This window comes from Sediminibacillus massiliensis, from assembly GCF_900156915.1.
Lineage (GTDB): Bacteria > Bacillota > Bacilli > Bacillales > Amphibacillaceae > Sediminibacillus_A > Sediminibacillus_A massiliensis.
Genome location: NZ_LT732535.1, coordinates 1,769,424 through 1,790,026, shown reverse-complemented (window position 1 = coordinate 1,790,026; position 20,603 = coordinate 1,769,424). Strand labels below are relative to the sequence as shown.

Sequence of the window (20,603 nt, the reverse complement as noted above, 5' to 3'; positions counted from 1 at the left end):
TATGCATGAAAATATCGGCAGGCTGACATTCGTTTTCCTGACTATTGTATTCTTCATTATCTATTTTAAGATACTCATTTTTCTGTTTGAATTATTTTCATTCGGCGACATAAAAGGTATTGTTTTCTTTTCTTTTATCCTGTTTGTTATAATCATACCGATTTCTGCTATTTCAGCTGATAAATTAATTAAAGTGATAAAAACATCAGACATGTAAAACAGTTAATTGATAAATTCAAAACCATAGTTCTGAAAAAGGCAAAACTTCAACTGTTGACAAAATACCTGTAGGGGTATATTATTGGGTCGTACCGTTGTTGAAAGGTTTTTAAAGAGGAGAGCATTATGTATATTGCCATACTTGTTTTGATAGGTTTACTTTCCCTATTTTTATATAAAAGGTACATGCCGGTTCGTGGAATCGGGAAATGGGAATTGAATTCCATCACACACCACGATGATGTAGCTTTCGTGGATATAAGAGACTACCAGACTTCTTACCGGGAACAAGCGGAACACATACTATGCATTCCGCTCCCATACCTGAAAAGGCAGGCGGGAGATATTCCGGACAAAGATATTATTTTGATCATTTCTGATCGGGTCGAAAAAAACCTTAGCACACGGATACTCCGTAATAAAGGAGTTCGGGTCATTGGCTACCACTGTGCTAAAAGCTAGAAGGGAGGGCTGTTATTGGAATACGATGTAAAGGTGACAAACCGGATAAAACGTGTAGAGGGGCAAGTCAGAGGCTTATTGAAAATGATGGAAGACGAAAAGGAATGCCGTGATGTAATCACCCAAATGTCGGCTGTGAAATCAGCTCTCGACCGGACTGCTGCATTGATTGTCAGTATGAATTTGGAAAATTGCATACGGGAAGAACAGGAAAATGGCAGGAATTCTGAAGAGTTAATTCAAGAAGCCGTTAACTTGCTTGTGAAAAGCCGCTGAACGTTATTTGGAACAAAGTTATCCATCTTTGGATGATATCTAAATAAAGATAAAGTCATATTTTTTTAAACTTTTATAATACCCATACACGTATGTGTATATAAGGAGAGGGAAGAATGTCGGAAAAAAAGAAAACCACCATTGTGCTATTCAGCGGTGATTATGATAAAGCCATGGCTGCGTATATCATCGCCAACGGAGCTGCTGCTTATGACCATGAAGTTACGATTTTCCATACTTTCTGGGGATTGAATGCACTCCGTAAAGATGCCCAAGTTCCTGTGAAGAAAGGAATTTTGGAAAAAATGTTTGGAAAAATGATGCCGAAAGGGACAGATAAAATGGGACTATCTAAAATGAATTATTTAGGTATGGGACCAAAAATGATTAAAAGTGTCATGAAAAAACATAATGCTGTTCCTTTGCCGCAATTAGTGGAAATGGCCCAGGAGCAAGATGTCAGGTTGATAGCATGCACGATGACGATGGATTTGTTGGGACTTCAAAAAGAAGAGTTACTAGATGGAATTGACTATGCGGGGGTTGCGGCATATATCGGCGATGCAGAAGAAGGAAACGTAAATCTATTTATTTAATTTTTATTTAGCATTTTGTATACATGTATGGGTATGGGTTTAAAGCGCCATACCATGCATATGTAAATGAATTGTCTAGAAAAATGGGAGGGGAACAGGATGAAGGAAATAACAACAAGTGATTTGGCAAGGAAAATGAATGCCGGTGAGAAAGTCAGCATCATTGATGTACGTGAAGACGAAGAGGTTGCTCAAGGTATAATCCCGGGTGCCCGTCACATCAAGCTTGGTGAACTTCCTGACCGGTTAGATGAAATCGATAAGTCGGAGCACCATTTCATTGTATGCCGTTCCGGCGGAAGAAGCGGGAATGCATGTGCCTACTTAATTACGCAGGGTTATGATGTTACTAATATGGCAGGCGGTATGCTTGATTGGAAAGATGAATTAGAAAAATAACCATCCAACAGGAGGAGAAATGATGAGTATTAAAGCAGATGAATTCCTTGATGCACAAGGATTGGCATGTCCAATGCCGATCGTCAAAACAAAGAAAGCAATCACCAGCTTGGAGGCTGGACAAGTAATTGAAGTACAAGCTACCGATAAAGGCTCTACTGCTGACTTGAAAGCATGGGCTGAGAGTAAGGGCCACCAATATCTCGGGACTGTTGAAGACGGGAACGTATTAAAGCATTACTTGCGTAAAGCGAGTGAAGCTGAAATGAAAGAAGAAGCAAAACATGAGCATGTTTTGGATTTACAGGAACTGCGTAACAAAGTGGAGAAAAATGAAGAGGTTTTTGTCCTTGATGTCCGCGAACCGGCAGAATATGCTTTCGGTCATATCCCGGGAGCTATCAACATACCTCTGGGGGAATTAGAAGGAAGATTAGAAGAAGTTAATCGCGATGAGATTATACACGTTATTTGCCGTACTGGGAACCGCAGTGATCTTGCAGCACGCAACCTTGCCGAAAAAGGCTTTAAAAATGTGAAAAATATTGTGCCAGGGATGATGGAATGGGAAGGTCCAATCGAAAAAAACACTTGAACAGGAGGAGATAGGATTGTCTAGTACAATGACGACAAGAGAATTGGCAAAACGAATTGTCAATCAGCAAGGAACCTTGATTTTAGATGTAAGAAACACAGATGAATTTAATAATTGGAAAATCGAAGGCAAAAAAGTGGAGTTAGTCAATGAACCCTATTTTAACTTGCTGGATGGGATGGAACCGATAGTAGACAAGCTTGAGAAGAACCAAGAAATTATAGTGGTATGCGCCAAAGGCGGGTCTTCCCAAATGATTGCGGAAATGCTGGAAGAAGAAGGTTTTACGAAAGTATATAACCTTGAAGGCGGAATGAAAACATGGGGAGAACACTTGGAACCAGTCAAAATAGGCGATTTGAAAAACGGAGGAAGTCTCTATCAATTTGTACGCCTAGGCAAAGGCTGCTTGTCCTATTTTATTGAGTCTAACGGGGAGGCGGCTATCGTAGATTCCAACCGGATGATCGATGCTTATAAGCAGTTTGCCGAAGATAGAGGTGTGCAGATTAATCATATGATCGATACACACTTACATGCTGATCACATTTCCGGTGGAAGGAGATTGGCTGAAGAGGTTGGAGGAACTTACCATTTGCCTCCGAAAGATGCCGGCGAAGTGACATTTGATTATGCTCCGCTCGTAGAAGGAAGCGAGATTGCAGTCGGAAATACTACTGTAAAGGTACAGCCAGTCTATTCGCCAGGGCATACGGAAGGGAGTACTTCCTTGATTATCGATGGCAAGTATTTGTTGTCAGGAGATATTTTGTTTGTGAAATCTATCGGTCGGCCAGATTTGGCAGGAAAGGCCGAAGATTGGGTGGAAGATCTTCGGGAGACCCTTTACAGCAGGTACAAAAGCCTTTCTGACGACTTAATTGTGTTGCCTGCCCACTACTCCTTTGCAGAAGAGCTTAGTGAAGACGGCAGTGTCTCGGGCCTTTTGGGGGATCTATATGAGAAAAATTCCGGCCTTCAGGTAGAAGATGAAACAGCGTTCAGGAAACTGGTGACAGAGAATCTGCCTCCACAGCCAAACGCATATCAGGAAATCCGGGAAACAAATATGGGCAAAATCAACCCGGATAACGAAAAACAAAGGGAAATGGAATCTGGTCCGAACCGCTGTGCGGTCCAGGGATAACCATAAAAAGGAGGTGTTTTAATGGAATCAAACAAAGTTTTAGACGCAACAGGGTTGGCTTGTCCGATGCCGATTGTCAAAACCAAAAAAGCAATCCAGGAATTAACTACAGGTGAAGTATTGGAAGTACATGCTACAGATAAAGGGGCAAAAAGTGACCTTGCAGCATGGGCGAAATCCGGTGGTCATGAATTGGTGAAAGACACAGAAGAAGGCGATGTACTCAAATTTTGGATCAAAAAAGGATAAAGGAGGCCCACAGATGTGGGCCCTCTTTATTAGGAGGAATGACAATTGGAATATAGTCTTATTTTTATCATTACCATTTTTCTTATCGGGTTTGTCGGTTCCTTCATTTCGGGTATGGTTGGAATAGGTGGTTCAATCATCAAATATCCGTTGCTTTTATACATCCCGCCTTTAGTTGGAATGTCCGCACTTACTGCCCATGAGGTGTCTGGTATAAGTGCCATTCAAGTTTTGTTTGCCACAGTTGGCGGCGTCTGGGCATACCGAAAGGGAGGATATCTAAACAAAACGCTCATTCTCTATATGGGGATAAGTATCCTGTTCGGCAGTTTCCTTGGCGGGTATGGTTCACAGTTCATGTCAGATGGCGGTGTAAACCTTGTATATGGCCTGTTAGCAGCCATCGCAGCAGTCATGATGTTCGCTCCCAAAAAAGGTTTGGACGACGTACCGTTGGAACAAGTGACGTTTAACAAATGGCTTGCAGCTGTTCTGGCATTCATTGTGGGAGTGGGAGCCGGAATCGTAGGGGCAGCGGGAGCGTTTATATTGGTTCCGATTATGCTGCTGGTGTTGAAAATTCCGACAAGAATGACAATCGCTACATCATTGGCCATCACGTTTATTTCGTCAATTGGTGCAACAACCGGTAAGGTTTTTACAGGCCAGGTTCTATTCATTCCTGCCGCAGTGATGATTATAGCCAGTTTAATCGCCTCACCACTCGGAGCTAAAATGGGCCAAAAAGTGAATACAAAGCTATTGCGTGGAATGTTGGCTGTCTTGATATTAGGCACAGCAATCAAGATTTGGACAGAAATACTGGGCTGGTAGATGGGAACTGCTCCGAAAAGTTATGAGCTGTTTTTATTTTCTTTCCTTTTATACCTGTACCCGTATCTGTTTTTTGAGGAAAAATGCTGTCAGGAAACTGTCAAGTTCATGAGATCCTTGTAGAAAAATAATTATGCAGGCAAGACTAGTCGTGAGAATAACTATCTGAAAGGTGGCGAAATTTGTGTTTCACTATACTGTCGAAACTGAACAATCGTTGGACCAAGCAATCCAAGCTCTCGAGGCAAGTTTGAAAGAAGAAAAATTCGGTGTCCTTTTGGATTTTGATATCAAGGACAAGCTTCAGGAGAAAGGACTTGATTTCCACCAGCCATACCGAGTGCTGGAAGTATGCAATCCGGAAGAAGCCCAGCGTGTTCTGACCCAAAACAAAATGGCAGGATATTTTCTGCCATGCAAGATTGTCGTTTATGAAGATGACGGTAAAACAAAAATTGGGATGCCAAAGCCGACGGCCTTAATTCAAATGGTAAATGATCATTCGATAAAAGAATTAGCCGCGGATATAGAAGACAGGTTAACGGCTTGCATTGATAAAAGTATTTAACAAGGAAAGGACGATAGAGACAACTATCGTCCTTTTTAATGGAAATGCCTGGTGATTAGATTACAAATTTTAACAATGACTATGGCTTTTAACCCACCTCTTTTTTAGAAATATGACCCAGTTTAATGTAGAGGTGAATCGGAAATAGATACCTTTAAATAATCATTCATTTTTTCTTGGTGAATATGTTTATTTTTTCGGAAATTAAGGAACTGCGTGTATTGGTATTCTTTTTTGTATATTCTCTGGGTTGCCAGTATTTCTTAGTTACAGAGAAGGAGAAAAGGAATGAATAATCAGCGTTCTTCCTGTTCCAGCATGAAAAATTCAGATTTACATCTACATTACATACCTCAATATAAAAAATTCTGTAATTCACATTTTAAATAAACTGGGAAGTTCCTGGTGTTTGAAGGAGACATTCGAACTATGAGATTACGACAACTGCTGAATGAATTGAAAACTATTAATCCAATTGATTCAAATATGGTAGACATAAATATCAAAGGCATCGCGGATAACTCACAAGATGTCCGAGAAGGTTATTTATTTGTGGCTATTTCCGGCTATCGCATAGACGGCCATGATTTTATCGAAGATGCTGTGGAAAGAGGAGCTTCTGTAATTATCGGGGAGAAAGATTTGCCGGGCTTGCCTGTCCCCTATATCCAAGTCGACAACAGCCGGAAAGCTCTGGGTGCTGTTGCCAGCAGCTTTTATCATAAACCTGCCCGTACAAAAACAATTGTCGGTATTACTGGTACGAACGGAAAAACCACAACAAGCTTTCTAATGAAACATATTCTCGAGAACAGTGGTGTTACTTGTTCGGTCATTGGGACTGTTCAGAACATCATTAATGGAAAAGTGATGAATACCCCGAATACTACTCCAAGCTCACTTGTCTTACAGGAACTTTTGGCAGAGAGCGAGGATCAAGTAGTTATATTGGAAGTATCCTCCCATGCGCTGACCCAATACCGGGTGGAGGGAGTTGAATTCGATTATGCATTGTTTACGAACCTTCACCATGAACACTTGGATTATCATCAATCAATGGAAGAGTATTTTGGTGCCAAATGTATCTTGTTCCAAAAGCTAAAGCCGAATGGAAAGGCTGTCGTCAATGCAGATGACGAGTGGGGCGAAAAATTAATTGCTAGATTGATAAGCGAGAAGAAAGATTGCCTCTCTGTAGGACAGTCAGTACAGACGGATATTCAGCTGACCGAAATGAATTCTAAGAATTCTACGCTTACTCTTACTGATAATAAAGGAACTACTCAAATCTATATTCCGATGGCGGGCCTACACAATATGTATAATACTGCAATGGCTTACTCTGCGGCTTCATCCATGGGGGGCAACAAAGAGAAAATCGTTTCTGCAATTTGTGACTTTCCTGGTGTGAATGGCAGATTTGAAATGTATAAACAATCAAACCGTGCTCAGGTTGTTATCGATTATGCTCATACAGCTGATGCCATTTACCATTGTCTGAACACTGCCAGAGAAAGCGGAGCAGAGAGAGTCATCCATGTGTTCGGTTTTAGAGGTAACCGGGATAAAAGCAAAAGGCAGGATATGTTGTCTATATCAGCGGATATAAGTGACAAGTATATTCTAACCATGGACGACTTAAATTCGGTTCCACGCGGTGAAATGATTTCTGAGATGGAAATCCTGCAAAAAAAATACGGAAACAATAAAGGGAGCATCGTTCCCGACAGAACACGGGCCATCAAGACAGCACTGGAAGAGAGCAGGCCAGGCGACTGGATTATTATTACTGGAAAAGGTCATGAACAATATCAGCAGTCTTATGAGCTGCCGACAAGCACGGATAAAGAAACAATTGAATGTGTGAGGAAAGAATTCACGAGGGAAACAGTGCTGGATCAATAAGTTCCCGCACCAAAAAACTCGTCGACCCTAAATATAACCCCGTTCTAGTAAAAATTGCTTGTAAACACATAATATATTAGGGGTCTTCTGATTTTTGGTTGTAAATACCCCATGTTACGGATTGTCTGTTGGCTTTTATATTGGTAGGAAAAATGATTTATGTTAAATATACTCTTCACACCTTTTCAATCAAGACAATGCACCATTCTTTTCCCTCTGCATAACGTGAAAAATGAGGAGGAGGGTGAGGAAGAATGAATCTGCCCGCTGTTGATTTTGGTATTATGGCAGAGCATTTAAGCAGCCATGAAGGGGTTATCAATAAACTGAAAATGTATTACGGGTCCGTAACTTCAACGGCTTTAAAAAGATTATTAAGTCTCCACATAAATACTTTGAGAAATCATGTTGCCGCTATGCTGGAACTTATTGACCCGGACAGGTACGAAACAGTTCATTTACCAGATATAGACCAGGTTGATTTGGGGATGGGACCAGGTCCTCTTACGGAAATAGAGAAAGACATTATAAAGGAAGCAACAGCTTCCGCAAAACTTATGAGCAACGACAACTATACTTCTGCACTGTTGATGAAAGATCCCAATGTGAAAAATATCCACATCCAGATGGCTTACCAGGATGTCACCTTTCAAATGTTATACGACAGTTTTCTGCAAGGAGCAAGTAAACCATTTATTCCAAGAGCCACTAAAGAAGTACAGCAGATGACACTCCATAAATATTTGCATGTCTTACACGAATAAACTGGTTGGGAAGTAAGCCTGATGGTTTTAAAATTAAAAAGGATTGGTGCAGTCAAACTCCCCTGCCCCAATCCTTTTGGTATGCCTCCATTATGATACTGCTTTGCACGCTTCTGCGCATTTAAAGCATGCTTCTGCACAACGTTGGCAATGTTCATGGTCATGTTTTTTACACTCATTTCCACAGTCTTCACAAATTTTCGCGCAAACAGATGCCAACTCTGCTACGTATGGAGTTCCTCTAGTCAGTGCTTGTTCAAGAAACGCGCATATGTCCGCACACTCTCTATCCAGACGAATACACTTGGCCATCATCTGCATGTCGTCTTCCTGAAGACATGCGTCAAAACAATGATTGCAAGCTTCTACACATTCATGCAATGTTTGAATAAGTTCTTGATTTTGCTGATGTGGCATTTTAAAACCTCCGTATAATATTTTTTTACATAATTAAAAGTTCCCATTGTCAGCCAAGTTAAACGGAAATAGGAAAATTCCTCAAAAAATGCAATTAATCAAACTGTAAGCATGATACGAGAAAATATAGGGTATAAGAAATAGAGCGGAAAATAGAACTACCGTGGAACAGTCAAGAATAGAAGCGGTCCTCTTATTTATACTAATCATGGAGAAAACCTACCTTTGTCTTTCGCCCTGCGACAAAGGTAATGTTAGTGTTTCTTGAACATGGTCCGTTGGAGGATTAGTATGAAGAATGTATGACATTATTTAATCATTATTGAAAGGAAGTATAAAATGGCTCAATCAAATATAAAAGTTGCAGTGCAGAAGTTTGGTAACTTCCTGAGCTCAATGGTTTTACCGAACATTGGCGCTTTTATTGCATGGGGGCTCATCACGGCATTGTTTATTCCTTCCGGGTTCTTCCCAAATGAAAGCCTTGCCAGTATGGTAGACCCTATGGTTTTCTATTTATTGCCTCTACTAATTGGTTATACAGGAGGTAAACTCGTTTATGACCAGCGTGGTGGAGTAGTTGGTGCTATCGCTACGATGGGTGTCATTGTTGGTGCCGCAGACACGCCAATGTTTCTAGGCGCTATGATAATGGGTCCTCTGGGGGCTTATGTAATCAAGAAATTCGACCAGTTAATTGAAGGGAAAATCAGGACTGGTTTTGAAATGCTTGTCAATAATTTCTCCGCTGGTATTCTCGGCGGTGCAGTGGCTATTCTTGCCTTTCTTGGTATTGGACCAGCTGTAAACGGGTTTACCCACCTGTTAGTGGTTGGAGTCGACTGGCTGTTGGCGACAGGATTACTACCTTTGACCAGTATCCTTATTGAACCTGCCAAAATCTTGTTCCTGAATAACGCAATCAACCACGGTGTTCTATCACCAATAGGTTTGGAACAGGCGCGGCAAACAGGTCAATCCATTTTATTCTTGTTGGAAGCCAACCCTGGACCAGGTTTAGGTGTATTACTTGCTTTTATGTTTTTTGGCAGAGGAAGTGCGAAAAGTTCAGCACCTGGTGCAGCAATTATCCACTTCATTGGTGGTATTCATGAAATTTACTTCCCATATGTGTTAATGCGTCCATTGTTGTTCGTTTCCGTCATCCTTGGCGGTATGAGTGGTGTATTCACATTATCTTTATTAGGCGGAGGACTCGGGGCCCCGGCGTCTCCAGGCAGTATCCTGGCAATCACAGCAGTTACTCCTCCAAATGGAATGACTTATGTTGCCAACTATGCTGCAGTAATTGTAGCTACAGCAGTATCATTCATTGTTTCTGCTTTTGTGTTGAAATCCGGAAAACAAGAAGACGAAGATATCAACGAAGCGACAAAGAAAATGGAAGAAATGAAGGGCAAGAAAAGCTCTGTTGCAGGAGCTGTAGGCTCCACTTCCGACCAGCAACAAACTCAAGGTGCTTTGCCGCAATCTGTTGATAAGATCGTATTTGCTTGTGATGCAGGGATGGGCTCAAGTGCGATGGGGGCTTCCTTGCTCCGTAAGAAAGTAAAAGAAGCTGATCTGGACGTGACGGTAACGAATACATCTATCAGCAATTTGCCAAATGATGCAGAAATCGTCATAACCCAGGAAGAATTAACACCGAGGGCAAAGAATAAGTTGCCAAATGCTTATCACATTTCAGTAGATAACTTCCTGTCCAGCCCGGAATACGATAAGTTAATCGACAGCCTCCAAAGCGGGATTACCGAAGAACAGGCAGAATTGACCGAAGAAAGCCAGGAAGACGCAACTGAACAAGACTTCGATCAAAATGAAGATGATGATTTGCTATTGGAAGAGAACATCTTTATCGGCAAGGAGTTCTCCTCTAAAGAAGAAGCGATTCGTTTTGCGGGTGAAGCACTGGTCAAAGCCGGTTATGTCGAAGAAAGCTATATTGATGCAATGGTGGAAAGGGACGAAATGACGTCGACTTATATGGGTAACAATGTGGCAATCCCTCATGGTACTGAAGCGGCGAAAAAAGCGGTAATCAAGTCCGGATTCACTGTCGTTCAAGTTCCGGATGGAGTAGACTTTGACGGCGAACAGGCTAAATTAATATTCGGTATTGCTGGAAAAGACGGCACACATCTCGAAATTCTTTCTGGAATCGCAGTAATTTGTGCGGAACAGGAAAACATCGATCAGATGGTACAGGCTAAGACAGCAAAAGAATTAAAAGATATAATCAACAGTAAATAAGTCAACAAAAATAGAAAGGCGGGGATACCTGCCTTTCTGTTCTAATTTCAGAAACAAATTCTTTCAGAAATGAGTAGGTAATATGTTTATTACTTCCAGGGAAAAGTCCATTATCGAATTGATAGTCAAAACTGCAGGGAAGCACACTGTTCAATCAATGGCTGCATACTTGCATGTTAGCGTCCGAACAATCCAGCGCGATTTGAAGTCTGTGAACAAAATTTTGAATCAATTTGATTTGGAATTGAGCAGGACACAAAATGACGGTTTGATCGTTAATGGTAAAAATGAACATATTTATAAACTTATGCAAAGCCTGACCGACCTGCATCCTACAGATGAAACATTGGAGGAAAGAAAACTACGGCTGTTGATCATATTATTGAATGAAGGCCAGTCTTTTAAGACGCAAGTACTGGCAAAACAGCTCGGTGTCAGCACAGCAACTCTTGCTGCTTACCTGGACGATTTGGCGGACTGGTTGAGCAAGTTTCAAATTAACCTGACAAGAAAAAGGGGAGTAGGAATCGAATTGGCGGGAAGAGAAGCAGACATGCGAAAAGCGCTTGCCAGTTACTTCTTTATCCACTTTTACGAAGACTTGATCGAAAGCTTATACTTATTGCAAACAGGGAATCAAATAGAGGGACCTGTGCTAGGCTATTTTTCCCCTGTTTATCTCGCCGAAGTCGATGCTTTGGTTAACAATACCATAAACAAAGGTCAAACGCGCCTTGCTGACAGCGACTATATTGGATTGATTGTCCATATCTGTATTACCGTTCAACGGACAGAGAGCGGTTTCCTCTTGGAAGAAGACGAGCACGCGCCTGCAGAAGAGGAATGGATAAATAAAATTGCCGATGAACTGAAAGACAGGTTATCTCTTTCGCTCACCAGAGAGGATATCCATCTTCTATCAGTTATTTTAAGAGGATCCAAACTACAGGCAGCTGATGCAGTTGAGTATGACCGAATTATGTTAGCGCAATTAATCAAAAATATTATTCACGATGTGTCAGCCCAGCTTCATGTCGATCTTTCTGATGATTTTTCCCTATATCAAGGCTTACTTGCTCATATGGAGCCATCTGTTTTTCGATTGAAACAGGATATGGAATTATACAATCCATTGACTTCAGAAATTAAGAAAAAGTATCCTGTCCTGTTTATGGCTGTTAAGAATAGCCTGAACAAGGAGTTTACGGATATTGATTTCCCTGATGACGAAATCGCCTTTATCGTGCTTCACTTTGGCTCTGCACTATTGATGAATGAAGAAAAAACACGGATTAATGCTGTTGTCGTCTGTCCGACAGGTATCGGAGCTTCCAAGATGCTTGCCAGCAGGATACAAAAAGAAATAGTAGAAATCAATTCGGTGGAAATATTATCGATGAAAGATTTTCAGCAAGCGGATTTGAACAATTATGATGTGGTTATCTCTACTGTCAGACTCCCGTTCACCGATATTGACTACATTTTGGTGAGTCCGCTTCTAAGTGAGGAAGACATTGAAGTCATTCACGACTTTTTACAACGAAACGTACAAAAGTTGACAAGACATGACACTTATTACCAACCGGAAAACAGAAAACAGACTCCTTCCCCTGAAGAGAAGCCTGCCATCAAGGAACTTTTGGAGGAAATTAAAATTGTCCATTCCAGCATTGAATCGATTCTGAAAAACCTGCGTGTGTATCGTACAACTAATAAAACCAGTCATTACGAGATACTAAGGGAAATGGTCGATCAAGCAAGACTGGATGGCCTGCTGTCTGATTCGGATAGAGTGATGGAGCAATTATATGAACGGGAAAGGAAAGGCGGCCTTGGGATACCTAAGACCAATATGGGGCTCTTTCATTGCCGGGATGAACATATCCACGAATTGGTGTTTCAAGTATCCCATTTGGAGCATCCCTTTACGATAGAAGGGATGGATGGGGACGAAGTCCATATGAAAAACCTGCTGTTGATGCTCGCTCCGGAAGAACTAAGCTTGCGCGAGCAGGAAGTATTGAGCCTGATAAGTACCAGTCTAATCGAAAATGATGTTGCAATGATGATTTTTTCTTCATCAAACGAAGAGATGATCAGTAAAAAATTGGAAGATTTATTTTTAGAATACCTCCAAAATAATTTGATAAAGGAATGATTATAATGAAACAAACTGTTCATTTTGGTGCAGGAAATATCGGGAGAGGCTTTATTGGAGCACTTTTTTCCCAATCCGGTTATCATGTCACTTTCGTGGATATTGCCGACCAAATCATCAATAAGTTAAACGAAGAAAGAAGCTACCAAGTCAAATTGGCTACAGAACAAAAAGAAACAACCACCATTGAAAATGTTTCCGGTTTGAATAATATGAACCAGGAAGGCGAAGTCATTGAGTCCATAAAAAATGCGACATATCTTACAACGGCAATCGGGCCGAACATATTGCCTAGGATTGCACCGTTGATCGCCCGTGGTTTGGCTGAACGTGTGTATGAAACAGACGAAAAGTTATATGTGATTGCGTGTGAAAATCAAATTTCCGCCACCGACATTTTAAGAGAGCATATCCTGTCCAACCTGGATGAAGATACGAAAGAAAGACTGGAAGGAAGAGTTTATTTCTTCAATTCTGCAGTGGACAGGATTGTTCCCATCCAGGAAGATCAGGAATCTCTCGACGTCCTTGTAGAACCTTATTTCGAATGGGTGGTCGAAACAAAAGAAGACATTCCTCCAATCGAAGGAATGACAGTGGTGGACGAGCTTGCCCCATTTATTGAGCGGAAACTGTTCACTGTAAATACGGGCCATGCTGTTATTGCTTACTTTGGCTATCTTGCTGGAAAGCCGACGATCGACCAAACCTTGGCAGACGAACAAATTGCCGATCAGGTTAGGGAAACATTAAAAGAGACAGGTGCCTATCTTGTTAAGCAGTATGGATTGGATGAAGAAAATCACCTTGCTTATATCAATAAGAATATAGACCGTTTCAAAAATGCTTATTTGAACGATGCCGTAACCAGAGTTGGAAGAGCTCCGATGCGTAAGCTAGGACCGGAAGACAGGCTCGTTCGTCCGGCGACAGAAGCACAAAAAGCAGGATTGTCATTCACCAATCTATCAAAAGCGATTGCTGCTGCTTTGTTATTTGATAATCCGGAGGATGAAGAAGCCGTTCAAATCCAATCGATGATTCAGGAGCATGGTGTACCATATGTCTTGAAAGAAGTAAGCAAACTGGACGAGAATAGCGAAATCACCCAAACAGTCATCGAACAATACGAGTTATTGAAATAAGCTGCTACCCACACGTTTCAAAGCGTGTGGGTTTTTATTTTGACGTGTGCTAAAGGAGTTGGTAAGGATCATGTTTGAAGTCGCTAGCTTGGAGGGATTGTTGTACGGTGAAATTCCAGTTATCCAGTTTTGCGGCGGTTTGCTTTAAAGACAGAATCCATTTTGTGTTAATATGTATGGGAGTGACTGACAGAGAGAGGTGGTTCTGTTGCAATTCAAATCCAGACTTCGACTAACTGGTTGTATCGTTTTAATTTTTTTGGCGATTGGGATAAGCATCCATTACCTTTCCTATAGAGAAGCCAAGGCGGCTTGTGTGACAAATGGTCATTCTATAGTAGAAGACAAGACGAGTTTCCTGGCAATCAATTGGACGCTCTCATGCAGGCGATAGTCATTCCTTTTTTTGGTTCTTCTCAAGCAGGTCGATGATTTTGTCCAATTTCTCTTCTATTACCAATAGGTCGTTCCTTTTACTATAAGAATTAAGAAGTATTCTGCGAATGAAGAGAGCCAAAGAAATTGTGAACAATATGAGAAGAACTAAAACAATCAAGATAAATAGCGAAGAAGTCAGGTCCATAATCTTTTCCACCTTTCATTACAAGGAGCAGTATTCAAGTTAACTTGGCGTGTTTTATTGTATTGCTGTATTTAATTTTAACACAATCAATCTGAGACCAAAAAGCCGCAATCCAAATATTGGAGGCGGCTTTTTTTAGTTAGCAAAGCAGCTGCAGGTTTCGACAACCCTTACTTTTAATATGTGGCTGTACACGGTCATTCCTTTTTCCCCTCTAGGAATTGAAATGAAAAGTATCAGGGATTGTCTGCATTTATTGATTGTCGGTGGAATAACTTTCACAGGTTTAAACATACCATAAAAAGTGAATTCATAACTAAGAGCATATTTCAATATGTATTTATGATTTATTTGTGAACAAAAGGCAAATATACTTTGACAAATTTGTGAACATAGTGAATAATATAATTAAAAGGACGGTGAAATGAGATGGTGGCAGGAAATAAATTGATTAAAGCAGTAAGCATTGTTTGCCCAATCATTTTGACGATAGGGATTATCACTTTCTTGGTAGGTACTTTTGGTAACGTTTCCAACAACTGGACAGGAGTAGGAATAGGAACAATCATGGGTGCCGTTTTTATCTTTCTCATGGGTGTGTTCTTTAAGACAACGGAAGAGATGTTGGAAAAAACGGAAAACGAAGCAAGTATTACTTCAACCGATAATGTAATACCATTTGCCAAAAAATAATTTAAAAAATGAGCGCCCTATAATAGGACGCTCATTTCTGTTTCTATATCTATTTTTATACGTAACCCCAAATCATTGCGAGAAGCGTACCGAAGACAGTTAACAGGGCAATAGCGAATCCGTAAAAGATATTCGTATAAATCGACCCTTTGTCCTCGCTTTCCCCTGCATGCATAAATACGACAAGCTGAAGTCCTGCCTGGATGAATGCCGTAATCAATAGGACGGTTATCCCTGTTGTGAACGACATATCCAGGAAATACACCAACAAGGCAACAACTGTCAAAACCAATGAAAATACAAAGCCCATCACTTGTTTAGCCGGGAATAGTTCTTTCATGTTACATCATTCCTTTCAAGTAGACGAAGCTGAAGATAAAGATCCAGACAACATCTAAGAAGTGCCAGTAAAGAGAGAAAATGAATGATTTATTGGCCGTTTCAGGAGTCAATCCACGCTTTTTAATTTGTGCGAAGATAAACGCTCCCCAGAACAATCCGAACGTAACGTGAGCTCCGTGTGTTCCTAATGTCGTTAACAAGATGGACGTAAATGCACTTGTTTGCAGGCCGGCACCGACGTGCACATAATGCATGAATTCAAAAATTTCGATTCCCAGGAATCCTAGACCGAGCAGCAGGGTAATTGCGAGAAAAGCAAGCGTCGCTTTTTTTCGTTTAATACGCATTGCATGGACGGCAAGACCGATTGTGAAACTACTGGTCAAAAGGATCAGGGTCTCAAATAAAACAGGGGTTATTTCAAAAATTTCCGCACCGGAAGGACCGCTTCCTGTACGGCCTTCCAATGTGAAATAGGATGCGAAAAGCGTACCAAAGAGCATGATTTCCGCTCCTAAGAATATCCAGAAACCCAATATATTCAGGTTATTTTGTTCTGTACTGTATTCAAGAGGTTGTGCCTGGTTATGAGCGTGAGTTGCTTTCATGTTGGGCACCTCCTATTAGTTCTTCTGATTCTCGTAATTCTTCCGCCGAGATATGGTAGCCATGATCCTGCTCTAGCGAACGGTGTGCCATGCAAGCAAAAATTCCGAGCAATGCTACAATTGCAAGGATCCATATGCTGAAGACCAGCGCAAATCCTAAAACAAAGAAAATAACTCCCATGATGAACGGCATGCCGCTGTTATTCGGCATATGGATTTCTTTATAGCCGCCTTTAAACAGCTTGTGGCCGTTCTTCTTGGAATCCCAGAACGCTTCACTGGAATTCACTTCAGGTGTAATCGCGAAGTTGTATGCCGGTACAGGTGTTGCAGTCGCCCATTCAAGAGAACGTGCATCCCAAGGATCTGCACTGATGTCTCTGGAAGCATAACGGGTACTGTAATAGATGTTGTACACGATCAGCACGAAACCGATGGCAAGCATAATCGCCCCGCCAAATGAAATCATGTTCCACAGTCCGAATCCTGTAGATTCCGAATAGGTGTACATACGGCGTGCCTGGCCATCAAGCCCTGAGATAAACATCGGGAAGAAGGCGACACAAGTACCGATAGAAATGAACCAGAATGCCCATTTACCAATACGCTCATTCAGCATAAACCCGAACATTTTCGGCCACCAGTAGGTAAGACCGGCAATCATTGCAAACACGACACCAGGAATAATCACCAAGTGAAAATGTGCTACTAAGAACATGGTGTTATGGTATTGATAGTCCGCTGCCGACATACCGAGCATAACACCAGTGACGCCGCCGATAGTGAATATCGGGATGAAACCTAGTGAATAAAGCATAGGCGTCGTAATCGTAATTTTCCCTTTCCAAAGGGTGAACAGCCAGTTAAATATCTTAATACCGGTCGGAACCGCAATTGCCATTGTGGTAATCGAGAAGATACTGTTAACCATCGCTCCCTGTCCCATTGTGAAGAAATGGTGTACCCACACCACAAAGGAGAGCAGGGAAATAAGAACGATAGAAATCACCATGGACTTATACCCGTATAGATTACGGCGGGCAAAGGTGGAAATAACTTCACTGTACACACCGAATGCCGGCAGAATCAAGATATATACTTCCGGATGTCCCCAAACCCAGAATAGGTTGGCCCAAAGCATATCCATACCGCCATTTGTAGTGGTGAAGAATTGTGTTCCGAATAGACGGTCCATTGTTCCCATTGCAAGAGCCACTGTCAATACAGGGAATGCAAAGACGATAATCAGGTTTGTGATAAGAGCCGACCATGTGAACATTGGCATTTTCATTAACTTCATGCCTGGTGCTCTCATTTTCAAAATGGTTACCGTAAAGTTAATACCGGTGATCAGGGTACCAAGACCTGCAATCTGTATCGCCAGCATGTAGTAGTTTGTCCCGACTGATGTGCTGAAGTCATTTCCCGCAAGCGGAAAATAGGAAGTCCAACCAGCATCAGGCGAACCGCCGACGACGAAAGAAATATTGAACAACATCGCTCCGAAGAAATAAAGCCAGAAGCTTAATGCGTTCAAACGTGGGAACGCAACGTCACGCGCTCCGATTTGTAACGGAACCACGAAGTTCATCAAGGCTGTAATAAAAGCCATCGCCATAAACAGAATCATGACGACTCCGTGTGTGGTAAAGATTTCATTATAATGCTGTGAATCCAGCAATGTATTTTCAGGAACGGCTGTTTGCGCCCGCATCATGATTGCATCTGCCCCTCCGCGGAAAAGCATCAGCAAAGCGGATATAAGGTACATAATCCCAATTCGTTTATGGTCTACTGTTGTCAGCCATTCGCGCCACAAGTAGCCCCATTTTTTGGTATATGTTATGCCGACGACTATCGCAATACTGGTGAGTGCGATTGCCACCATCGATGCATAAATCGCCGGACTAGGATGAGGTATGGCAAATCTATTGAAAAAATCCATCCTTTGTTACTCCTTTCAGGAAATATCTCGGATTTATAAAACCATGGCCAAAATGTTTAATAGAAAACTAATGGCCGCTGTGTTCAGAGTGTTCATCTGTCTCACTGTGTTCTTCCCCGTGTGACTCCGAGTCTTCTGAGTCTTCACTGCTGCTTCCGTGGTGATGACCTTCAGGTGCCGGAGAAAACTCTAAGTGTGTACCAGTGAAAGTCAGCTGACCAAGATGACCAGGCTCAACCAATTCATCATACTTTTCTTCTGTAATCGGATCGGCTGTTTCCTGAACTTCGTCTACCCATTCATCAAATTCATCTTGTGGAACAGCATTAACATTAAACGTATTTTCCGCAAAGCCTTCTCCATTGAAGTTGGCGTTTCTTCCCATATATTCTCCAGGTGCGTCTGCGGCTAGGTGAAGAGTTGTCACCATATCAGACATAGCATATTTCTGTCCGCCAAGCTGCGGAATCCAGAAACTTGTGATAGTACCCTGGGAATAAAGTTTGAATTCCAAAGCCCTGTCAGTCGGGATATATAAGTAATTGACTGTTTCGATATTCTCTTCCGGGTAACTGAAATGCCATTTCCAGTTGGAAGAAGTAGCATAAATAGTTAAAGGTTCTTTATCTTCATAGCCTTCAGGTGTTGCTTCAACAAGGTAGTTGCTTCGTACTGATACAATCGAGAGAAACACAACAATCAAAATAGGAATTCCAACCACAATACCTTCAACAATTGGATTCCCTTCAATATGTGGCGGTTCATAATCTTCCTTCTGTTTAGATGCGCGGTATTTGATCAACATGTATGCCAGCATAGCAAACACGACAATAACGATAAACGACATGAGACCAATAGATAAAAGGATGACATCTGCCTGTGTTTGAGCTTGCGGACCTTTTGGATCCAGGACCATTAAAGGTTCACAGCCAGTTAACACAGTGATTACTGTGAAAATCAACACTAATAATGAGCCTTTCAATTTCATGGAGGTACCCCTTTCTCTGTTTAAATAGCATGTATCATGGGCTTAAAAGCGGTACATGATCAATTCATTTACTAATCTTAATCCCGTATACGGAAAAAAACAATTATATGTGATGTTTGTCACAAAGAGTTCATGAATTGAAAGACCAAAATGTCACGAATTGTTCACTTAATTGATAAACGTTGCCAATAAAGGGGAATCTTACTGGCACTAACTGTTCCAAGGCAGAATCTGGGAATTATAGAATCGGGCGGAATTGGTTTAAGGCTTACCCCGTCCCGATACAATGAGTTTAATTTGATAGATTAGATTACTATAAGATTGGGGGAGGTCTTTCATGATTGGTAATCGAAGAATGAATATAAACGTTTCGGCGTATAAGCAAAACTGGGTCGGAATGTTTGAAAAGGAAGCAAAATTAATTCGGAAAATACTAAAAGAAGAATGCGTTGATATCCATCATATTGGGAGTACAGCTGTGCCAAATTTAAAGGCGAAGCCAATCATCGATATCATGCCGACTGTCAAAAAACTTGAAAATGTGGATGCTCTTAATGACGAGATGAGGAATATAGGTTATGAGGCACTTGGAGAATTCGGGATTAACAATAGAAGATATTTTCGTAAAGGTGGGGAAAACAGGACACATCAAGTACATATTTTTCAATATGATAACAACATTGAAATCGAGCGTCATCTTGCTGTCCGTGATTATCTTCAAGACCATGAAAGCGCAAGGATAGAGTATGGGAATTTGAAGGAGCATCTTGCTAATAAGTTTCCTAAAGACATTGAGGGTTACAGCAATGGTAAAGACGCTTTCATGAAAAAACTGGAACAAAAAGCGCTTGAGTGGAAAAGAAATACCGATGGTTCCTTCTTAAACAAAGATCATAAAAAAATATAATTTTAAAAAGCCTATGTAAACTACAGCGCAAATACCATAAACTACGACATAACTTTTTTGTGACTTCCTTCCATTCTTTTCGGATTGAGTGGTAAACCGCCGCTGCGGAAAAATACTCGCTTTCCATGGGGAACGCTTCAGCCTCCTCGCTGGAAAATGCACCAGCTGCGGGGTCTTCAGACTGTTCCTTTCCCACTGGAGTCTCGCATTTTTCCGCAGCTCGGTATAGTTTTCTGATTAGATGAGAAGTGATCCTGAAATGTATCTATCATTGTCTCCTTAACAAGAATGGAGAAAAATATTACGTAACGAGAGGCAGAACAAGTTGACTCTTGCGGTTACAGCACTTCCTGGTTCTGGTACTTCAGAATGTTGAAAAGACATCCATTCATTTACACCGCAGAAAATTGACCTTTACATTTCAAGGAGTCTGCATTTTTCCTTCGCTTTGAATAGAACATCTAATCAAGTGGGAAATGGTCCTAGATTTGTTTAACATGGGATATTCCTTAGCCAGTATTCAGAAAAAATC

At 41.3% G+C, this 20,603-nt stretch carries 23 protein-coding genes; 17 read left to right on the top strand and 6 right to left on the bottom strand.

Annotation, left to right across the window (positions count from 1 at the left end; translation table 11 throughout):
* The first annotated feature begins 1 nt into the window (after position 1).
* The 12 genes from CZ434_RS09820 to CZ434_RS09765 all read left to right on the top strand — a co-directional run bounded on the left by CZ434_RS09820 (position 2) and on the right by CZ434_RS09765 (position 8,014).
* Positions 2-217 carry a hypothetical protein gene (locus CZ434_RS09820; protein ID WP_077622974.1) on the top strand — a complete coding sequence of 72 codons (216 nt, stop codon included), beginning with the start codon at positions 2-4 and terminating at the stop codon, positions 215-217.
* 128 nt (positions 218-345) lie between these two features.
* Positions 346-681 carry a hypothetical protein gene (locus CZ434_RS09815; RefSeq protein WP_077622973.1) on the top strand — a complete coding sequence of 112 codons (336 nt, stop codon included), beginning with the start codon at positions 346-348 and terminating at the stop codon, positions 679-681.
* Positions 682-696: 15 nt separating this feature from the next.
* On the top strand, positions 697-957 hold the full coding sequence (locus CZ434_RS09810; RefSeq protein WP_077622972.1) for a metal-sensitive transcriptional regulator: 261 nt from the start codon (positions 697-699) through the stop codon (positions 955-957).
* A gap of 116 nt (positions 958-1,073) precedes the next feature.
* Positions 1,074-1,553 carry a DsrE/DsrF/DrsH-like family protein gene (locus tag CZ434_RS09805; RefSeq protein ID WP_077622971.1) on the top strand — a complete coding sequence of 160 codons (480 nt, stop codon included), beginning with the start codon at positions 1,074-1,076 and terminating at the stop codon, positions 1,551-1,553.
* Between the two features lie 99 nt (positions 1,554-1,652).
* Positions 1,653-1,952 carry a rhodanese-like domain-containing protein gene (locus CZ434_RS09800; protein WP_077622970.1) on the top strand — a complete coding sequence of 100 codons (300 nt, stop codon included), beginning with the start codon at positions 1,653-1,655 and terminating at the stop codon, positions 1,950-1,952.
* A gap of 22 nt (positions 1,953-1,974) precedes the next feature.
* Positions 1,975-2,547 carry a sulfurtransferase TusA family protein gene (locus tag CZ434_RS09795; protein ID WP_077622969.1) on the top strand — a complete coding sequence of 191 codons (573 nt, stop codon included), beginning with the start codon at positions 1,975-1,977 and terminating at the stop codon, positions 2,545-2,547.
* A 28-nt stretch (positions 2,548-2,575) separates the two neighbouring features.
* Positions 2,576-3,694, top strand: a complete 1,119-nt coding sequence (locus CZ434_RS09790; protein WP_425442095.1) for an MBL fold metallo-hydrolase — start codon at positions 2,576-2,578, stop codon at positions 3,692-3,694.
* 21 nt (positions 3,695-3,715) lie between these two features.
* On the top strand, positions 3,716-3,943 hold the full coding sequence (locus CZ434_RS09785; RefSeq protein WP_077622967.1) for a sulfurtransferase TusA family protein: 228 nt from the start codon (positions 3,716-3,718) through the stop codon (positions 3,941-3,943).
* 45 nt (positions 3,944-3,988) lie between these two features.
* Positions 3,989-4,777, top strand: a complete 789-nt coding sequence (locus tag CZ434_RS09780) for a sulfite exporter TauE/SafE family protein (protein ID WP_077622966.1) — start codon at positions 3,989-3,991, stop codon at positions 4,775-4,777.
* A gap of 184 nt (positions 4,778-4,961) precedes the next feature.
* On the top strand, positions 4,962-5,345 hold the full coding sequence (locus CZ434_RS09775; RefSeq protein WP_077622965.1) for a DUF302 domain-containing protein: 384 nt from the start codon (positions 4,962-4,964) through the stop codon (positions 5,343-5,345).
* 429 nt (positions 5,346-5,774) lie between these two features.
* Positions 5,775-7,250, top strand: coding sequence for a UDP-N-acetylmuramoyl-L-alanyl-D-glutamate--2,6-diaminopimelate ligase (locus CZ434_RS09770; protein ID WP_077622964.1), 1,476 nt, complete (start codon positions 5,775-5,777; stop codon positions 7,248-7,250).
* Between the two features lie 254 nt (positions 7,251-7,504).
* Positions 7,505-8,014, top strand: a complete 510-nt coding sequence (locus CZ434_RS09765) for a hypothetical protein (RefSeq protein ID WP_077622963.1) — start codon at positions 7,505-7,507, stop codon at positions 8,012-8,014.
* Between the two features lie 90 nt (positions 8,015-8,104).
* Here CZ434_RS09765 and CZ434_RS09760 read toward each other — a convergent pair whose 3' ends face one another.
* The gene (locus tag CZ434_RS09760) at positions 8,105-8,431 is read right to left on the bottom strand and encodes a four-helix bundle copper-binding protein (RefSeq protein WP_077622962.1); all 327 of its coding nucleotides are present in this window, start codon (positions 8,429-8,431) and stop codon (positions 8,105-8,107) included.
* A gap of 339 nt (positions 8,432-8,770) precedes the next feature.
* On the opposite strand from CZ434_RS09760, the gene CZ434_RS09755 reads away from it, so the two are divergent.
* From CZ434_RS09755 to CZ434_RS09745, 3 genes are all read left to right on the top strand, one after another.
* Positions 8,771-10,702 (top strand): PTS mannitol transporter subunit IICBA, encoded by a 1,932-nt coding sequence (locus CZ434_RS09755; protein ID WP_077622961.1) that lies wholly within the window; start codon positions 8,771-8,773, stop codon positions 10,700-10,702.
* 82 nt (positions 10,703-10,784) lie between these two features.
* Positions 10,785-12,860 (top strand): BglG family transcription antiterminator, encoded by a 2,076-nt coding sequence (locus CZ434_RS09750; RefSeq protein WP_077622960.1) that lies wholly within the window; start codon positions 10,785-10,787, stop codon positions 12,858-12,860.
* 5 nt (positions 12,861-12,865) lie between these two features.
* Positions 12,866-14,005, top strand: coding sequence for a mannitol-1-phosphate 5-dehydrogenase (locus CZ434_RS09745; protein WP_077622959.1), 1,140 nt, complete (start codon positions 12,866-12,868; stop codon positions 14,003-14,005).
* A gap of 394 nt (positions 14,006-14,399) precedes the next feature.
* Here the strand turns inward: CZ434_RS09745 and CZ434_RS09740 are convergent, their stop codons facing one another.
* Complete coding sequence (locus CZ434_RS09740; RefSeq protein ID WP_077622958.1) at positions 14,400-14,588, bottom strand: DUF4083 family protein; 189 nt, start codon at positions 14,586-14,588, stop codon at positions 14,400-14,402.
* 447 nt (positions 14,589-15,035) lie between these two features.
* Between CZ434_RS09740 and CZ434_RS09735 the strand changes: the two genes are divergently transcribed.
* Positions 15,036-15,281 (top strand): hypothetical protein, encoded by a 246-nt coding sequence (locus CZ434_RS09735; protein ID WP_245830960.1) that lies wholly within the window; start codon positions 15,036-15,038, stop codon positions 15,279-15,281.
* Between the two features lie 55 nt (positions 15,282-15,336).
* Here CZ434_RS09735 and qoxD read toward each other — a convergent pair whose 3' ends face one another.
* The 4 genes from qoxD to qoxA form a co-directional block, all read right to left on the bottom strand.
* Complete coding sequence (qoxD, locus tag CZ434_RS09730; RefSeq protein ID WP_077622956.1) at positions 15,337-15,621, bottom strand: cytochrome aa3 quinol oxidase subunit IV; 285 nt, start codon at positions 15,619-15,621, stop codon at positions 15,337-15,339.
* Position 15,622: 1 nt separating this feature from the next.
* On the bottom strand, positions 15,623-16,231 hold the full coding sequence (gene qoxC, locus CZ434_RS09725; protein ID WP_077622955.1) for a cytochrome aa3 quinol oxidase subunit III: 609 nt from the start codon (positions 16,229-16,231) through the stop codon (positions 15,623-15,625).
* Positions 16,209-18,176 carry a cytochrome aa3 quinol oxidase subunit I gene (qoxB, locus tag CZ434_RS09720; protein ID WP_077622954.1) on the bottom strand — a complete coding sequence of 656 codons (1,968 nt, stop codon included), beginning with the start codon at positions 18,174-18,176 and terminating at the stop codon, positions 16,209-16,211. The genes qoxC and qoxB overlap by 23 nt, the downstream gene beginning before the upstream one ends.
* A gap of 67 nt (positions 18,177-18,243) precedes the next feature.
* Entirely contained in the window at positions 18,244-19,164 is a 921-nt protein-coding gene (gene qoxA, locus CZ434_RS09715) for a cytochrome aa3 quinol oxidase subunit II (protein ID WP_077622953.1), read from the bottom strand.
* A gap of 337 nt (positions 19,165-19,501) precedes the next feature.
* On the opposite strand from qoxA, the gene CZ434_RS09710 reads away from it, so the two are divergent.
* Positions 19,502-20,071, top strand: coding sequence for a GrpB family protein (locus CZ434_RS09710; protein WP_245830959.1), 570 nt, complete (start codon positions 19,502-19,504; stop codon positions 20,069-20,071).
* Positions 20,072-20,603 lie beyond the last annotated feature (532 nt).

What these genes read in the sequence shown, in the direction of transcription:
- CZ434_RS09710 (WP_245830959.1), top strand. Translation starts at nt 19,502, where the DNA reads ATGATTGGTAATCGAAGAATGAATATAAACGTTTCGGCGTATAAGCAA.
- CZ434_RS09750 (WP_077622960.1), top strand. Translation starts at nt 10,785, where the DNA reads ATGTTTATTACTTCCAGGGAAAAGTCCATTATCGAATTGATAGTCAAA.
- CZ434_RS09785 (WP_077622967.1), top strand. Translation starts at nt 3,716, where the DNA reads ATGGAATCAAACAAAGTTTTAGACGCAACAGGGTTGGCTTGTCCGATG.
- CZ434_RS09790 (WP_425442095.1), top strand. Translation starts at nt 2,576, where the DNA reads ATGACGACAAGAGAATTGGCAAAACGAATTGTCAATCAGCAAGGAACC.
- qoxB (WP_077622954.1), bottom strand. Translation starts at nt 18,176, where the DNA reads ATGGATTTTTTCAATAGATTTGCCATACCTCATCCTAGTCCGGCGATT.
- CZ434_RS09760 (WP_077622962.1), bottom strand. Translation starts at nt 8,431, where the DNA reads ATGCCACATCAGCAAAATCAAGAACTTATTCAAACATTGCATGAATGT.
- qoxD (WP_077622956.1), bottom strand. Translation starts at nt 15,621, where the DNA reads ATGAAAGAACTATTCCCGGCTAAACAAGTGATGGGCTTTGTATTTTCA.
- CZ434_RS09770 (WP_077622964.1), top strand. Translation starts at nt 5,775, where the DNA reads ATGAGATTACGACAACTGCTGAATGAATTGAAAACTATTAATCCAATT.
- CZ434_RS09805 (WP_077622971.1), top strand. Translation starts at nt 1,074, where the DNA reads ATGTCGGAAAAAAAGAAAACCACCATTGTGCTATTCAGCGGTGATTAT.
- qoxA (WP_077622953.1), bottom strand. Translation starts at nt 19,164, where the DNA reads ATGAAATTGAAAGGCTCATTATTAGTGTTGATTTTCACAGTAATCACT.
- qoxC (WP_077622955.1), bottom strand. Translation starts at nt 16,231, where the DNA reads ATGAAAGCAACTCACGCTCATAACCAGGCACAACCTCTTGAATACAGT.
- CZ434_RS09795 (WP_077622969.1), top strand. Translation starts at nt 1,975, where the DNA reads ATGAGTATTAAAGCAGATGAATTCCTTGATGCACAAGGATTGGCATGT.
- CZ434_RS09800 (WP_077622970.1), top strand. Translation starts at nt 1,653, where the DNA reads ATGAAGGAAATAACAACAAGTGATTTGGCAAGGAAAATGAATGCCGGT.
- CZ434_RS09815 (WP_077622973.1), top strand. Translation starts at nt 346, where the DNA reads ATGTATATTGCCATACTTGTTTTGATAGGTTTACTTTCCCTATTTTTA.
- CZ434_RS09740 (WP_077622958.1), bottom strand. Translation starts at nt 14,588, where the DNA reads ATGGACCTGACTTCTTCGCTATTTATCTTGATTGTTTTAGTTCTTCTC.
- CZ434_RS09745 (WP_077622959.1), top strand. Translation starts at nt 12,866, where the DNA reads ATGAAACAAACTGTTCATTTTGGTGCAGGAAATATCGGGAGAGGCTTT.
- CZ434_RS09755 (WP_077622961.1), top strand. Translation starts at nt 8,771, where the DNA reads ATGGCTCAATCAAATATAAAAGTTGCAGTGCAGAAGTTTGGTAACTTC.
- CZ434_RS09820 (WP_077622974.1), top strand. Translation starts at nt 2, where the DNA reads ATGCATGAAAATATCGGCAGGCTGACATTCGTTTTCCTGACTATTGTA.
- CZ434_RS09765 (WP_077622963.1), top strand. Translation starts at nt 7,505, where the DNA reads ATGAATCTGCCCGCTGTTGATTTTGGTATTATGGCAGAGCATTTAAGC.